General features: G+C 69.7%; 11 protein-coding genes and 1 pseudogene. 9 read left to right on the top strand and 3 right to left on the bottom strand.

Annotated elements, in window-relative coordinates:
• Window positions 1-782 (bottom strand): annotated as a pseudogene (locus AB0E77_RS31725) (Fe-S oxidoreductase); the annotation flags it as partial.
• 241 nt (window positions 783-1023) lie between these two features.
• Here AB0E77_RS31725 and AB0E77_RS31720 point away from each other — a divergent pair.
• The 7 genes from AB0E77_RS31720 (at window position 1024) to AB0E77_RS31690 (ending at window position 9015) form a co-directional block, all read left to right on the top strand.
• Window positions 1024-2181 carry an MraY family glycosyltransferase gene (locus AB0E77_RS31720; RefSeq protein WP_361577705.1) on the top strand — a complete coding sequence of 386 codons (1158 nt, stop codon included), beginning with the start codon at window positions 1024-1026 and terminating at the stop codon, window positions 2179-2181.
• A gap of 94 nt (window positions 2182-2275) precedes the next feature.
• Window positions 2276-4132 carry a molecular chaperone DnaK gene (dnaK, locus tag AB0E77_RS31715; protein WP_361577699.1) on the top strand — a complete coding sequence of 619 codons (1857 nt, stop codon included), beginning with the start codon at window positions 2276-2278 and terminating at the stop codon, window positions 4130-4132.
• Complete coding sequence (gene grpE, locus AB0E77_RS31710) at window positions 4129-4776, top strand: nucleotide exchange factor GrpE (RefSeq protein ID WP_361577696.1); 648 nt, start codon at window positions 4129-4131, stop codon at window positions 4774-4776. The genes dnaK and grpE overlap by 4 nt, the downstream gene beginning before the upstream one ends.
• A 42-nt stretch (window positions 4777-4818) precedes the next feature.
• Complete coding sequence (dnaJ, locus tag AB0E77_RS31705) at window positions 4819-6006, top strand: molecular chaperone DnaJ (RefSeq protein WP_361577694.1); 1188 nt, start codon at window positions 4819-4821, stop codon at window positions 6004-6006.
• 5 nt (window positions 6007-6011) lie between these two features.
• Window positions 6012-6467, top strand: coding sequence for a helix-turn-helix domain-containing protein (locus AB0E77_RS31700; protein WP_225638225.1), 456 nt, complete (start codon window positions 6012-6014; stop codon window positions 6465-6467).
• A 270-nt stretch (window positions 6468-6737) separates the two neighbouring features.
• Window positions 6738-7853, top strand: a complete 1116-nt coding sequence (locus AB0E77_RS31695) for a substrate-binding domain-containing protein (protein WP_361577691.1) — start codon at window positions 6738-6740, stop codon at window positions 7851-7853.
• A 139-nt stretch (window positions 7854-7992) separates the two neighbouring features.
• Window positions 7993-9015 (top strand): LuxR C-terminal-related transcriptional regulator, encoded by a 1023-nt coding sequence (locus tag AB0E77_RS31690; protein WP_361577688.1) that lies wholly within the window; start codon window positions 7993-7995, stop codon window positions 9013-9015.
• Between the two features lie 33 nt (window positions 9016-9048).
• On the opposite strand, the gene AB0E77_RS31685 is transcribed toward AB0E77_RS31690, so the two are convergent.
• Window positions 9049-10074 (bottom strand): helix-turn-helix transcriptional regulator, encoded by a 1026-nt coding sequence (locus tag AB0E77_RS31685; protein WP_361577685.1) that lies wholly within the window; start codon window positions 10072-10074, stop codon window positions 9049-9051.
• Window positions 10074-11084 carry a helix-turn-helix transcriptional regulator gene (locus AB0E77_RS31680; protein WP_361577682.1) on the bottom strand — a complete coding sequence of 337 codons (1011 nt, stop codon included), beginning with the start codon at window positions 11082-11084 and terminating at the stop codon, window positions 10074-10076. The genes AB0E77_RS31685 and AB0E77_RS31680 overlap by 1 nt, the downstream gene beginning before the upstream one ends.
• 324 nt (window positions 11085-11408) lie before the next feature.
• Here AB0E77_RS31680 and AB0E77_RS31675 point away from each other — a divergent pair, with 324 nt between their 5' ends.
• On the top strand, window positions 11409-11744 hold the full coding sequence (locus AB0E77_RS31675; protein WP_361577679.1) for a hypothetical protein: 336 nt from the start codon (window positions 11409-11411) through the stop codon (window positions 11742-11744).
• A gap of 259 nt (window positions 11745-12003) precedes the next feature.
• Complete coding sequence (gene clpB, locus AB0E77_RS31670; protein ID WP_361577676.1) at window positions 12004-14601, top strand: ATP-dependent chaperone ClpB; 2598 nt, start codon at window positions 12004-12006, stop codon at window positions 14599-14601.
• The last annotated feature ends 88 nt before the right edge of the window (window positions 14602-14689 follow it).

The following is a 14689-nucleotide window of genomic DNA, read 5'->3' as shown; positions in this document are numbered from 1 at the left end:
GCACCCAGCGCCGTACCGCCCTTCGCATCCCGCTTGAACCAGATGTTCGGGAACGCCAGGAACCGGTGCCACGCCACACCCATGTCGGTCTTCAGGGCGACGACGATCATCCAGATGAAGGAGGTCGCGATCTTCAGGCCGGCGAAGAAGTAGGTGAGGTTCTGGAGCGTGGAGACGTCCAGACCCTCCAGCCACGACACCACCGGGTACGAGATGAAGAACGATGCCTCGTAGCCGTCGACGTGGTGCTGGGCGCCCTCGAGCGCGTGCAGCATGAAGATGCAGACGCCGACGATGAGGATGACGGTCTCGACGAAGTACGCCTGGCCGGTGTTGGAGCCCGTGAAGCGGGACTTGCGGCCCGGGGCGCGCGGGCTGCTGAGCTGCCGGACGACGATCAGGGCCAGGATGCCCAGCACCGTCATCGTGCCGATGAACTCGACGAAGACGTTGTACGGCGCCCAGTCACCGATGATCGGCAGGAGCCAGTCGGCCTGGAACAGCTGCCCGATGGCGTTGACGATCGTCAGCAGCAGTGTGTAGAAGCCGATCGCCACGAACCAGTGCGCGAACCCGATGACGCCCCAGCGGTTCATCCGGGTGTGGCCGAGGAACTCCCGGACCACGGTGACGGTGCGCTGTCCGGGTGCGTCGGTGCGGGTGCCCGCGGGCACGCTCTGGCCGAGCCGCATGTAGTTGACGATCTGCAGGACGGCGCGGCCGAACAGGGCCGAACCGACCACGATCAGAACCAGCGACACGACGATCGCGGCGAGTTGCATTTGGGGGCTCCTCGGGCCTGCGAGGGGTGGGGCGGTGCTTCACCTGCCCCGACATTACTAAGCGGTAACTTATGCAGTCCGTCTGAGACTACCCGTATCTCCAGTCGCACTGTAGTCAGAGCCGCGGTGATCTGCGTCGCTGAGGCAACCCTGACCGCTCGGGCGGCGTCGCCCTCGCCCGCCACGCCGGACTGGACAGGACATTCGTCGCACATCGTGATATTCGGCTTAGTTTATGTCCGTGCTCTACGGGATCACTGCCGCCACCGCCGCCTTTCTCCTCGCCGCCCTGCTCACCGCGCTGCTGAGGGTGTCCGCCCTGCGTCTGGCCCTGGTCGACCGGCGTCGCGCGCGGCCGGTGCCGCTGCTCGGCGGAGTGGCCGTCGTCCTCGTCACGGCGCTCGTCGCCGGGGTCTGCCGGTGGTCCGGCGCCGTCCCTCTCGGTGCGGGCATGGTGCGGCTGCTCGTCGCCGGCTGTGCCGTCGGGGCGCTGGGCCTCGCCGCCGACCTCTGGCGGCTGCGTCGGCGGTGGCTGCTGGCCGGGACGGTCGTCGCGGCGGCGTGCGTGGTGCCGTACGACGGGACCGGGCCGCTGGCCGGGGCGCTGGCGGTGGTGTGGATCGCGCTGGTCGCCACCGCCTTCCGGGGGCTCGACCACGCCGACGGACTGGCCGGCGCGGTGGGGGTCGTGACCGCCTTCGGCGTCGGTGTCTGTGCGGCGGTGGAGCTGATGGACGGGCTCGCGGTACTGCTGAGCGCGCTGGGTGCCGCGCTGGCCGGGTTCCTGCTGCACAACTGGCATCCCGCCCGCATCGCGCTCGGCGCCTCCGGGTCGCTCTTCGCCGGTTTCCTGCTCGCCGGGGCGGCGGTGTTCACCCGGGCGGGGCAGGCACCCGGTACAGGTGCGGCGGTTCTGTTCGCGCTCACGGCGGTGGCGAGTGCCGACGCGGTGCTGGTCCTGCTCTCGCGCCGGATGGCCGGGCGGCCCCCGCTGCGCGGCGGCCCGGACCATCTCGCCCACCGGCTGCGGCGGCTGGGGGTGACGTCCCAGGGGGTGGTCGTGCTCCTCGGTGCGGGTGCCCTCGGCGGGGTACTCGTGGGAGTGCTCGTGCAGGTGGGCCGGACGGGGGAGACGGCCGTGCTGTGGGTGGCGGGTGCCTGGGTCGCCGCGGTGCTGGGGCTGCTGCGGGTGCGGGTGTACGAGCCGCGGCGGACGAGGTCGGAGAGTGGGGTGCGCGGGGCGCGTCGGGTGCCGTCCTCGCGGCCCGGGAACGGGATGCGCGCAGTGGCCGGTCAGGCCTCCGGGCCGTCCCTCCGGCGGGCTGATTTTCCGGTTCGCCAGGCGTCCGGTCGAGAAGAATCGCAGGTCAGGGCGCCATTGCGTGTAAGGAACGGATAAGAGTTGAGTCTGCCTGACTCATGTCTGTTGACCCAGCGGTGGGCGTCGTGCACACTTGAGCCTGTTCCACTCAAGTCAGCTGGAGGAAATCACCATGGCACGTGCGGTCGGCATCGACCTGGGCACGACTAACTCCGTCGTCAGCGTTCTGGAGGGCGGCGAGCCCACCGTCATCACCAACGCCGAGGGCGCCAGGACCACGCCGTCCGTCGTCGCCTTCGCCAAGAACGGTGAGGTGCTCGTCGGCGAGGTCGCCAAGCGCCAGGCGGTCACGAACGTCGACAGGACCATCCGGTCGGTCAAGCGCCACATGGGCACCGACTGGAAGATCAACCTGGACGGCAAGGACTTCAACCCGCAGCAGATCAGCGCCTTCGTGCTGCAGAAGCTCAAGCGGGACGCGGAGGCCTACCTGGGCGAGAAGGTGACCGACGCGGTCATCACCGTCCCGGCGTACTTCAACGACGCCGAGCGCCAGGCCACCAAGGAGGCCGGCGAGATCGCGGGCCTGAACGTGCTGCGCATCGTCAACGAGCCGACGGCCGCGGCCCTCGCGTACGGCCTCGACAAGGACGAGCAGATCATCCTCGTCTTCGACCTCGGTGGCGGCACCTTCGACGTCTCGCTGCTGGAGATCGGCGACGGCGTCGTCGAGGTGAAGGCCACCAACGGTGACAACCACCTCGGTGGTGACGACTGGGACCAGCGCGTCGTCGACTACCTGGTGAAGCAGTTCCAGTCCGGCCACGGCGTGGACCTGTCCAAGGACAAGATGGCCCTCCAGCGTCTGCGTGAGGCCGCCGAGAAGGCCAAGATCGAGCTGTCCTCGTCCACCGAGACCTCGATCAACCTGCCCTACATCACGGCCTCCGCCGAGGGCCCGCTGCACCTGGACGAGAAGCTCACGCGCGCCCAGTTCCAGCAGCTGACCGCCGACCTGCTGGAGCGCTGCAAGACGCCGTTCCACAACGTCATCAAGGACGCCGGTATCCAGCTGTCCGAGATCGACCACGTCGTCCTCGTCGGCGGTTCCACCCGTATGCCCGCCGTCGCCGAGCTCGTCAAGGAGCTGACCGGCGGCAAGGACGCCAACAAGGGCGTCAACCCGGACGAGGTCGTCGCCATCGGCGCCGCCCTGCAGGCCGGTGTCCTCAAGGGCGAGGTCAAGGACGTCCTGCTCCTCGACGTCACCCCGCTGTCCCTCGGCATCGAGACCAAGGGCGGCATCATGACCAAGCTCATCGAGCGGAACACGACGATCCCGACCAAGCGCTCGGAGATCTTCACCACCGCCGAGGACAACCAGCCCTCCGTGCAGATCCAGGTCTACCAGGGCGAGCGCGAGATCGCGGCGTACAACAAGAAGCTCGGGATGTTCGAGCTGACCGGTCTGCCGCCGGCGCCCCGCGGTGTCCCGCAGATCGAGGTCGCCTTCGACATCGACGCCAACGGCATCATGCACGTGACCGCGAAGGACCTCGGCACGGGCAAGGAGCAGAAGATGACCGTCACCGGCGGCTCCTCGCTGCCGAAGGACGAGGTCGACCGGATGCGCCAGGAGGCCGAGAAGTACGCGGAGGAGGACCACGCCCGCCGCGAGGCCGCCGAGTCCCGCAACCAGGGCGAGCAGCTCGTCTACCAGACGGAGAAGTTCCTCAAGGACAACGAGGACAAGGTCCCCGGCGAGATCAAGACCGAGGTCGAGGGTGCCGTCGCCGAGCTGAAGGAGAAGCTCAAGGGCGAGGACACCGCCGAGATCCGCACCGCCACCGAGAAGGTCGCCGCCGTCTCGCAGAAGCTGGGCCAGGCCATGTACGCCGACGCGCAGGCCGCGCAGGCCGCCGGCGGCGAGGCCCCCGGCGCGGGTGCCCAGGCCGGTGACAAGGGCGGCGACGACGACGTCGTCGACGCCGAGATCGTGGACGACGAGCGCAAGGACGGTGCGGCGTGACCGAGGAGACCCCGGGCTTCGACGAGAAGCCCGACGTCCCCTCTGGCGCCACGCCTGACGCCGCCGAACCGAAGGCCGCCTCCGAGGAGGAGGCGGCCCCGGCCGGGGACGCGAGTGAGAACGCTGGCCTGGTGGCCCAGCTGGACCAGGCCCGCACGGCGCTCAGCGAGCGCACGGCGGACCTCCAGCGCCTGCAGGCCGAGTACCAGAACTACCGCCGTCGGGTGGAGCGGGACCGCGTCGCGGTCAAGGAGGTCGCCATCGCGAACCTCCTGTCCGAGCTGCTTCCCGTGCTCGACGACGTCGGCCGCGCCCGGGAACACGGCGAACTCGTCGGCGGATTCAAGTCCGTCGCGGAGTCGCTGGAGACCGTCGTGGCCAAGATGGGCCTCCAGCAGTTCGGCAAGGAGGGCGAGCCCTTCGACCCGACGATCCACGAGGCACTGATGCACTCGTACGCACCGGACGTCACCGAGACGACCTGCGTGGCGATCCTGCAGCCCGGGTACCGGATCGGCGAGCGCACCATCCGCCCCGCGCGGGTGGCGGTGGCCGAGCCGCAGCCGGGTGCGCAGACCGTCAAGGCCGAGGAGCCGGCCGAGTCGGCCGACGACAAGGAGAACGGTGGCCCGGAGGAGGGCTGACGTCACGACGTACGCGTACGCAGGAGAGGAGGGACGTCGGGGATGAGCACCAAGGACTTCATCGAGAAGGACTACTACAAGGTCCTCGGCGTCCCCAAGGACGCCACCGAGGCCGAGATCAAGAAGGCGTACCGGAAGCTCGCCCGCGAGTTCCACCCGGACGCCAACAAGAACAACGCCAAGGCGGAGGAGCGCTTCAAGGAGATCTCCGAGGCGAACGACGTCCTCGGTGACGCCAAGAAGCGCAAGGAGTACGACGAGGCCCGCGCGCTCTTCGGCAACGGCGGCTTCCGCCCGGGGCCGGGCGCGGGCGGCGGCGGCTCCTTCAACTTCGACCTGGGCGACCTCTTCGGAGGCGGCGCCCAGGGCGGCGGCGGGGCCGGCGGCTTCGGCGGCGGTCTCGGCGACGTCTTCGGGGGCCTGTTCAACCGCACCGGCGGTCCCGGGGCGGGCTCGCGCACGCAGCCGCGGCGCGGCCAGGACATCGAGTCCGAGGTGACCCTCAGCTTCACCGAGGCCATCGAGGGCGCGACGGTCCCGCTGCGGATGTCCAGCCAGCAGCCCTGCAAGGCCTGTTCGGGCACCGGCGACAAGAACGGCACGCCGCGCGTGTGCCCGACCTGCGTCGGCACCGGGCAGGTCGCCCGGGGCTCCGGCGGCGGCTTCTCGCTGACCGACCCCTGCCCCGACTGCAAGGGCCGGGGCCTGATCGCGGAGAACCCGTGCGAGGTCTGCAAGGGCTCCGGACGCGCCAAGTCCTCGCGGACGATGCAGGTCCGCATCCCGGCCGGGGTGTCGGACGGTCAGCGCATCCGGCTGCGCGGCAAGGGCGCGCCGGGCGAGCGGGGCGGCCCGGCGGGCGACCTGTACGTGGTGGTCCACGTCAAGGAGCACCCCGTCTTCGGCCGCAAGGGCGACAACCTCACCGTCACCGTCCCGGTCACCTACGCCGAGGCGGCGCTCGGCGGCGAGGTCCGCGTCCCGACCCTGGGCGGACCCCCCGTCACCCTGAAGCTGCCGGCGGGCACGCCCAACGGGCGCACCATGCGCGCCCGCGGCAAGGGCGCGGTGCGCAAGGACGGCACCCGCGGCGACCTCCTGGTCACCGTCGAGGTGAGTGTCCCGAAGGACCTGTCGGGGAAGGCTCGTGACGCGCTCGAGGCGTATCGCGAGGCGACCGCGGACGAGGATCCGCGGGCGGAGCTGTTCCAGGCCGCGAAGGGAGCTTGATGGGGATGGACGGTCGTCGACGCAATCCGTATGAACTGACCGAGGACACCCCGGTCTACGTCATCTCGGTGGCGGCCCAGCTCTCCGGTCTGCACCCGCAGACCCTGCGTCAGTACGACCGCCTCGGCCTGGTCTCCCCGGACCGCACGGCCGGACGCGGCCGGCGCTATTCGGCCCGTGACATCGAACTGCTCCGTCAGGTGCAGCAGTTGTCGCAGGACGAGGGCATCAACCTGGCCGGAATCAAGCGCATCATCGAACTGGAGAACCAGGTCGCCGCGCTCCAGTCCCGCATAGCGGAGCTGTCGGACGCACTGGAGGGCGCGGCCACGGCGATGCGGCAGCGGGAGGCGGCGGTGCACGCCTCGTACCGCCGCGATCTGGTGCCCTACCAGGAGGTCCAGCAGACCAGCGCCCTGGTGGTGTGGCGGCCCAAGCGGCAGCAGCAGTCCCCGGACTGACGGTGCGACCGCCGGTGGCACCGGCGGTGAGTGAAGGTTTCCGCGAGGGGCCCGGAGGTTCGTCCGAACCTCCGGGCCCCTTCGTGTGCCCGTCGCGTGGCAGCGGTGTGAAGGGCCTCGGGAGCCGGTTCCGCTCCGTCTCCACGTCGGCTGCGGAGCGTGGTGTTGCCATCTCGTTAAGTGGTTCCGCTTGACGGTGGGGGCGCCGACGCGTTGGCTTTTCAGTCACCTGGGTTGCAATGCGGCCCCCGCGTCCGGAAGGCACCAGAAGTGAGCTCCTGCATCCGTCGTATCGCCATACCCGTGGCAGCGTCCACGATGACCGTTTCGCTGGCCGGCTGCGGAGTGCTGGGCGCCTCGGAGAGCAGCGACGGCGCGAGCCCGACCAAGGGCAACGACATCACGGTGGGTCTGCTTCTTCCGGAGACGGAGAACACGCGCTACGAGCAGTTCGACCACCCGTACTTCGAGAAGAAGATCGCGTCCCTGACGCGCAACGAGGGCAAGGTCGCCTACGCCAACGCGGGTTCGAGCGCGTCCAAGCAGGCCACGCAGATGGAGAAGATGATCGACGACAAGGTCGACGCGATCGTCCTGGACGCCGTGGACGCGAAGTCCATCGCGTCGAGCGTGCAGAAGGCCAAGGACGCCGGCATCCCGGTCATCGCCTACGACCGGCTGGCCGAGGGGCCGATCGACGCCTACATCTCCTTCGACAACGAACTCGTCGGCGAGGTCCAGGGGCGCTCCCTCCTCGAGGCGCTCGGCGACGCCGACAACTCGGCGAAGATCGTCATGATGAACGGCTCGCCGACCGACCCGAACGCCAAGCAGTTCAAGGCCGGTGCGATGTCGGAGCTGAACGGCAAGGTGACGATCGCCCAGTCCTTCGACACCAAGGACTGGAAGCCGGTGAACGCCGAGGCGAACATGGCCGAGGCGATCGAGTCGATCGGCAAGGACGACATCGCCGGCGTCTACTCGGCCAACGACGGCATGGCGGGCGGTGTCATCAAGGCCCTGGAGGCCGCGGGCGTCACCGAGCTGCCGCCGATCACCGGCCAGGACGCGGAGCTGTCGGCGGTCCAGCGGATCGTCGCCGGCGAGCAGTACATGAGCGTCTACAAGTCCTACCCGCAGGAGGCCGAGAACGCCGCGGAGATGGTCGTGGCGCACATCCAGGGCCGGGACATCCAGTTCGACGCGCTCACCCGCGACAAGGTCGACAGCCCCAGCCACCAGGGCATCCCGGCGCAGCTGGTGCCCGTCGTCGCCCTGACGAAGTCCAACATCAAGGACACCGTCGTGGCGGACGGCTTCTACAAGGTCTCCGACATCTGCACGGCGAAGTTCGCTGCGGACTGCGCGGAGATCGGGCTGAAGTAGCCGCCGCCCGCCGCCCGGGCATCGCGGGGCGAACCGGCGGTTTCCGGCCGCCGTCCGACGCGGAGCCGTGTTGCGGACCCGGTCCCGGCCGCGCATAGTTGCGCTGCGGAAAGAGCCGGAACCGGGGGTGGGATGGGCGATGGCCGGGCACGTGGCTCAGGAGCACCCGCACGGTGCCGACCGGCTGTGCGCGGCCGGGGACCGCGTGTACTCCCGGGCCGTACGGCGCGGCCGGGTGCCGCGCCTGGACGCGGAGCCGGTGCCCTGCCTGCTGGAGCTGGCCCTGCTGCATCCCGACCCCGACGACATGGACTGGCTGGTGCCGACCTCCCCGCAGGAGGTCATGACCCGGCTGCTGCGCGGGGCCTACGACGAGGTGAAGGCCAGTCAGCGGCGGGTGGGTTCGGCGGTGGAGGCCTTCGAGCGGTACGCGGGTCTCGGCCGGCACCTCCAGGCGTCGGCGGGCACGGAGGGCACGGCGATCCGGGTACTGGACGGGCTGGCCCGCATCCAGGCCGCGATGGACGAGGCGACGGAGGCGTGCACCACGGAGGTGCTCACCGTCCAGCCGGGCGGCATCCGGCGTGAGCCCGAGCTGTCGGAGGGGCTGCACCGGGCGCTGGCGCTGCGCGGGCGCGGGGTGCGGATGCGGGACCTGTACACGCACGTCGCCCGGCACGGGCAGGGGCTGCTCAACTACCTGGAGCTGATGGGCGACGCGGTGGAGGCCCGCACGCTGGACGAGGTCGTCGACCGGCTCATCCTGTTCGACCGCACCGTCGCCTTCATCCCCGCCAACACCGACCGCACGATGGCCCTGGAGCTGCGTCACCCCGCGCTGGTGGCCTACCTGGTGACGGTCTTCGAGCGCCTGTGGCGCCTGGCGATCCCGCTGACGGCCCCGCTGCCCGACACGGGCATCGAGGGCATCTCCCACCGCGAGCAGTCCATCGCGGCGCTGCTGGCGGAGGGCCACCAGGACGCGGTGATCGCGGAGCGCCTCGGCATCAGCGTCCGCACGGCCCGCGCGCACATCGCCCGCCTCTCGGAGACCCTGGGCGCGGCCAGCCGCACACAACTGGGCGTCCGCATAGCCCAGGCCGGCCTGGACGGCGCCCCGTCGGTCAGCGTTCCTGGTCGAGAATCCCGGACCGTCCGATGAGAAACCCGAGCTGAGCGCGGCTCTCACTGCCGGTCACTGGCCACCGTCCGTATGTCTCAGGATGCCTGATTCGGCTATCAGGTAGCCGAGTTGTGCCCGGCTTTCGCTGCCAAGGGTGGCGGCGAGTTTGGCGATGTGGACGCGGGCGGTGCGCACGTTCATGCCGAGCCGGTCAGCGATGTCCGCGTCGGTGTGACCTTCGACGAGGAGAGACGCGATGGTGCGCTGACGCGGTGTGATGCCGTTGAGAGACGGGCGTTGGGCCGCCTCCGGGTGCATGGGCGTGGCCAGCCGCCAGAGGCGGTCGAAGGTGGTCACGAAGTAGGAGATGAGCGCGGGGTGATGTACCTCCAGGGCCAGCGTGGCCTCGCCGTCCGCGGGAATGAATGCGACCCGGCGGTCGATGACGATGAGGCGGTCGGTCACCTCGTCCAGTGAGCGGGCCTCCGCGTCTCCGCGCAGTTGCTCGTAGCGGGCCTGGACCAGTGGCAGGTGCCGCTGTGTGTGCTGGTAGAGGGTGCGGATACGCCCACCGCGGTCGAGCATGGCCTGATCGCGACGCAGCGACAGGTCCTGGGACAGTTGCCCGCGTCGGTCGCTGTAGTGGGCGTTGGGCTGGATGCACAGCAATTCGTCCGTGGCGTCCGTCATGGCATCGCTGATGGCCTGGTTGATCTGGGGGATGCCGCTGAGGACACGCACGGCTCCGGCGTCGGCGCCGGGGGTGCGGCGGCCATCCACCTGCATGAGCGGTTCGAACATTGCGGACAACCGGGCTTCTCGGCGTCTTTCCTCGGCGACACGCTGTGCCGAAGCGTCCAGCATCCGGTGCAGGGCGACGGCCGGAGCGACCGGCTCCAGCCAGTCGGGTTCGCCGACAGAAGGCTGCAGCAGTCCGTGGGCCGTCAGGCAAGGTGCCGCGGCAGCCTCCGATGCGGACACCAGGCCCTCACGCAGTGCCTGCGTGTACAGGGCCGTCCCCACGGCGCAGAGTTCGTCCGGGCCGTGTTCCGGGTGCGTCTCGGCGGGGTTCGCCGCGTGCTCGCCAGTCTCGCTCATCAGGGGCCGCCCCCGAAGGTGACGTCGCGGTCCCCCTGTTCCAGGATTCCCGACTGAGCGATGAGGTAGCCGAGCTGAGCGCGACTTCCACTTCCGAGGGCGGAGGCCAGTTTGGCGATGTGCGCCCGGCAGGTGCGGACGTTCATGCCCAGGCGGCGGGCGATGGCCTCGTCGACGTGGCCCTCCACCAAGAGCTTGGCGATGGAGTGCTGAATGTCGGTGATGCCGTCAGGCGCAGTCTCATAGGGGGCGCCGGCGGTGAGGGGTACGGCTCGCCCCCAGATGAACTCGAACACCTTGATCAGATAGCGGACCAGCCCCGGGTGCCGAATCTCCAGGGCGACCTGCCGGTCGTCGCTGATGGGGATGAAGGCCACGGTCTCGTCGCAGATGATGAGCCGCTCGACGAGCTCGTCGATGGTGCGGTACTCGGCCTTCCCGTTCGGGAACTGGTCCACGTAGGCCATGCGCTCGGGGCTGTACCGTGCAGTGTGCTGGTAGAGGGTTCGGATCCGCACGCCACGCTCGATCAGCGTTCTGTCGCGTTCCAGCCCCTCGATGAGCCTGCGTTCGGGATGGCGGGCGCTCGGCTGGACCGTGAGCATCTCGACCACGCACTGGTCCGTTGCCAGGTCGAGGGCTGCGTTGATGCGGTCGAGCCCTTCCAGCACGGTGATCGAGTGGGTCGGCGCCGCCCCCTGCGCGCTGAGGGCCATGAAGGGCTCGAAGGCCGCGGCCAACTCGATCGAGGTTCTCCGGCGCTCGGATATCTCGTGCTCGATGGGATTCAGTCGCCGTGCGAGGGCGACTGCCGGAGGCACGGGGAGGAGCCAGCTGGCGTCGTCGGGGTCCGGGTGCAGGAGAGCGAACTCCATCAGGCAGGGGACGGGATCTGCTTCGCCGCGGGCGATACGTCCCGTGCGCAGGGCGTTCGCATAGAGGCGTGCCCCGTCCTCACACAGTTCAGTAACTGCATGGGGATGTGTCGCTTTGGTCTGATTTGTTGTCAAATCTCCACCCCCCAGGGTCCTGAACGTGCAGGAACATGATGCACCGATTGTGTGGCCATGACGTGCCTATATGAGCCATCGTCTTATCCGACGGGGGAAGAGGAGACCTTCAAGTGAGGACGAAGCTGGCTATGTCTAAGAGAATGCTTCGCTCGGTGCTTGTCGCCGCCTTCTCCGCCGTTGTGGCCTTCGGAACTCTGAGTGGCCTCTCCGTGGCGAAGGGTGACTCCCGAGCGGACAGCGTCTGGTCCCTTACGACGGTGACTGCTACGCCCGGCGGCGCGGACGGAGAAGCTCTCACAGACGACAGTGTGTGGTCTTGACATGACGACTCCACCTGACGACCGCTCCTTCCGTCGTGAAATGGCCACCGCCTACCGATCCGGCTGGCACTTCATCGATCTGCTCACCGCGATCCCGCATGCCGGTGACTCGCTGATGGTGACCGTCTTCGGTGAACCGGTCGTCGTCACGCTGGACGAGGACGGCGACGTGCGGGCGTACCGGTGCCTGCGGCGGCCTCGGGGGGCGCCGCAGCCCGTGCGGTGTGCCGTCCGGTACGGAATGATTTTTGTGAACCTGGATCAGCGGGACCACCGGCTCGAGCAGCCGGAGGTCTCCGAAGTGAGGACCATCTCGGCCACCCCCCGCAGTGCCTGACGCGATTCCCCCGTCGTAACAGATCGCTCAGGTGCTTCCCCCCGGCAGCGGCGTCACCGTGACCTGAACACGGTGACGCCGCTGTCGTATGTGTGGATATTTCGGGGTCTCGGTGGATTCTTCGGCTGGCTGAAAGGGCTCCCTCGGCGCTTCCCCGGCCCTCCCGGGGCGCAGCCTCGCCGCGTTTGCTCCTTGAGTGGACTAGACTCAACTTTGTGCACGCCGACCGAGTCAGCACCGCAAGGAGGGACACCAGAACGTGGACGCCGAGCTGACCAACCGGAGCCGGGACGCGATCAACGCGGCCAGCAACCGGGCCGTGACCGAGGGGCACCCCGACCTCACCCCCGCCCACCTGCTGCTGGCTCTGCTCCAGGGCCAGGACAACGAGAACATCACCGACCTGCTCGCCGCGGTCGAGGCCGACCTCGCGGCCGTGCGTTCCGGCGCCGAGCGCATCCTCGCCGGGCTGCCCAGCGTCACCGGATCGACGGTCGCGCCCCCGCAGCCGGGCCGTGAGATGCTCGCCGTGGTCGCCGACGCCCAGGCCCGCGCCAAGGAGCTCGGGGACGAGTACCTCTCCACCGAGCACCTGCTCCTCGGCATCGCCGCGAAGGGCGGCGCGGCCGGTGAGGTACTGGAGGGACAGGGCGCCAGTGCGAAGAAGCTGCAGGAGGCCTTCCGCAAGGCGAGGGGAGGGCGCCGCGTGACCACCGCCGATCCCGAGGGCCAGTACAAGGCGCTGGAGAAGTTCGGCACCGACTTCACCGCCGCCGCGCGCGAGGGCAAGCTCGACCCCGTCATCGGGCGGGACCAGGAGATCCGGCGGGTCGTGCAGGTGCTGTCCCGCCGGACCAAGAACAACCCCGTCCTCATCGGCGAGCCCGGCGTCGGCAAGACCGCCGTCGTGGAGGGGCTCGCCCAGCGGATCGTCAAGGGGGACGTGCCCGAGTCGCTGAAGGGGAAGCGGCTGGTCGCGCTGGACCTCGGGGCGATGGTGGCCGGGGCCAAGTACCGGGGCGAGTTCGAGGAGCGGCTGAAGACCGTGCTCGCGGAGATCAAGGACTCCGAGGGCCAGATCATCACCTTCATCGACGAGCTGCACACCGTGGTCGGGGCCGGTGCCGGCGGGGATTCCGCCATGGACGCCGGGAACATGCTCAAGCCGATGCTCGCGCGCGGTGAGCTGCGGATGGTGGGCGCCACGACCCTCGACGAGTACCGGGAGCGGATCGAGAAGGACCCCGCCCTGGAGCGGCGCTTCCAGCAGGTGCTGGTCGCCGAACCGACCGTCGAGGACTCCATCGCGATCCTGCGCGGGCTCAAGGGGCGGTACGAGGCGCACCACAAGGTGCAGATCGCGGACAGCGCGCTGGTGGCCGCCGCGACGCTGTCCGACCGGTACATCACCTCCCGTTTCCTGCCCGACAAGGCCATCGACCTCGTCGACGAGGCCGCGTCCCGGCTGCGTATGGAGATCGACTCGTCGCCCGTCGAGATCGACGAACTCCAGCGTGCCGTCGACCGGCTGAAGATGGAGGAGCTGGCGATCGGCAAGGAGACCGACGCCGCCTCGCTCGAACGCCTGGAGCGGCTGCGGCGCGACCTCGCCGACAAGGAGGAGGAGCTGCGCGGCCTCACCGCACGCTGGGAGAAGGAGAAGCAGTCCCTCAACCGGGTCGGCGAGCTGAAGGAGAAGCTCGACGAGCTGCGCGGCCAGGCCGAACGCGCCCAGCGCGACGGCGACTTCGACACCGCCTCCAAGCTCCTCTACGGCGAGATCCCGGGCCTGGAGCGTGACCTGGAGGCCGCCTCCGAGGCCGAGGAAGAGGTGGCCAGGGACACCATGGTCAAGGAGGAGGTCGGCGCCGACGACATCGCCGACGTCGTCGCCTCCTGGACCGGCATCCCCGCCGGGCGCCTGCTGGAGGGCGAGACGCAGAAGCTGCTGCGCATGGAGGACGAGCTCGGCAAGCGGCTGATCGGGCAGACCGAGGCCGTGCGGGCCGTCTCCGACGCCGTGCGCAGGAGCAGGGCCGGGATCGCCGACCCGGACCGGCCGACCGGGTCGTTCCTCTTCCTCGGCCCCACCGGCGTCGGCAAGACCGAGCTGGCCAAGGCGCTCGCCGACTTCCTCTTCGACGACGAGCGGGCCATGGTCCGCATCGACATGAGCGAGTACAGCGAGAAGCACAGCGTCGCCCGGCTGGTCGGCGCCCCGCCCGGATACGTCGGGTACGAGGAGGGCGGTCAGCTCACCGAGGCCGTGCGGCGGCGGCCGTACACCGTCGTGCTGCTCGACGAGGTGGAGAAGGCGCACCCCGAGGTCTTCGACATCCTGCTCCAGGTGCTGGACGACGGGCGGCTCACCGACGGGCAGGGCCGCACCGTCGACTTCCGCAACACCATCCTGGTGCTGACGTCCAACCTGGGCAGCCAGTACCTGGTCGATCCGCTGACCGGCGAGGCGGAGAAGAAGGAGCAGGTCCTCGAGGTGGTCCGGGCGTCGTTCAAGCCGGAGTTCCTCAACCGGCTCGACGACCTCGTGGTCTTCTCGGCCCTGAGCAAGGACGAGCTGAGCCGGATCGCACGGCTCCAGATCGACGCGCTCGCCCGGCGCCTCGCCGAGCGCCGCCTCACCCTGGAGGTCACCGACGACGCCCTGGCCTGGCTCGCCGACGAGGGCATGGACCCGGCCTACGGCGCCCGCCCGCTGCGCCGCCTCGTCCAGACCGCGATCGGCGACCGGCTCGCCCGGGAGATCCTCTCCGGCGAGATCAAGGACGGCGACCGGGTCCGGGTGGACCGCTTCGGCGACGACCTGATCGTGGGCCCGGCGAGCGGCAAGACGCTGTAGCCCCGGACGCCCGGACGCGGGGGCCGTCCACCCGACCGGCCGGATCCTGTCAGCCCACGGCTGACAGGATCACGGCGGGCTTGCCACG

This window comes from Streptomyces sp. NPDC032940 (genome assembly GCF_040636935.1).
GTDB lineage: Bacteria > Actinomycetota > Actinomycetes > Streptomycetales > Streptomycetaceae > Streptomyces.
This window is presented reverse-complemented; position numbering and strand designations above follow the sequence as displayed.

Excerpts from the sequence above, each read along its gene's own strand:
- dnaJ (WP_361577694.1), top strand. The coding sequence starts at position 4,819 with ATGAGCACCAAGGACTTCATCGAGAAGGACTACTACAAGGTCCTCGGC.
- AB0E77_RS31700 (WP_225638225.1), top strand. The coding sequence starts at position 6,012 with ATGGACGGTCGTCGACGCAATCCGTATGAACTGACCGAGGACACCCCG.
- AB0E77_RS31675 (WP_361577679.1), top strand. The coding sequence starts at position 11,409 with ATGACGACTCCACCTGACGACCGCTCCTTCCGTCGTGAAATGGCCACC.
- AB0E77_RS31690 (WP_361577688.1), top strand. The coding sequence starts at position 7,993 with ATGGCCGGGCACGTGGCTCAGGAGCACCCGCACGGTGCCGACCGGCTG.
- dnaK (WP_361577699.1), top strand. The coding sequence starts at position 2,276 with ATGGCACGTGCGGTCGGCATCGACCTGGGCACGACTAACTCCGTCGTC.
- AB0E77_RS31685 (WP_361577685.1), bottom strand. The coding sequence starts at position 10,074 with ATGAGCGAGACTGGCGAGCACGCGGCGAACCCCGCCGAGACGCACCCG.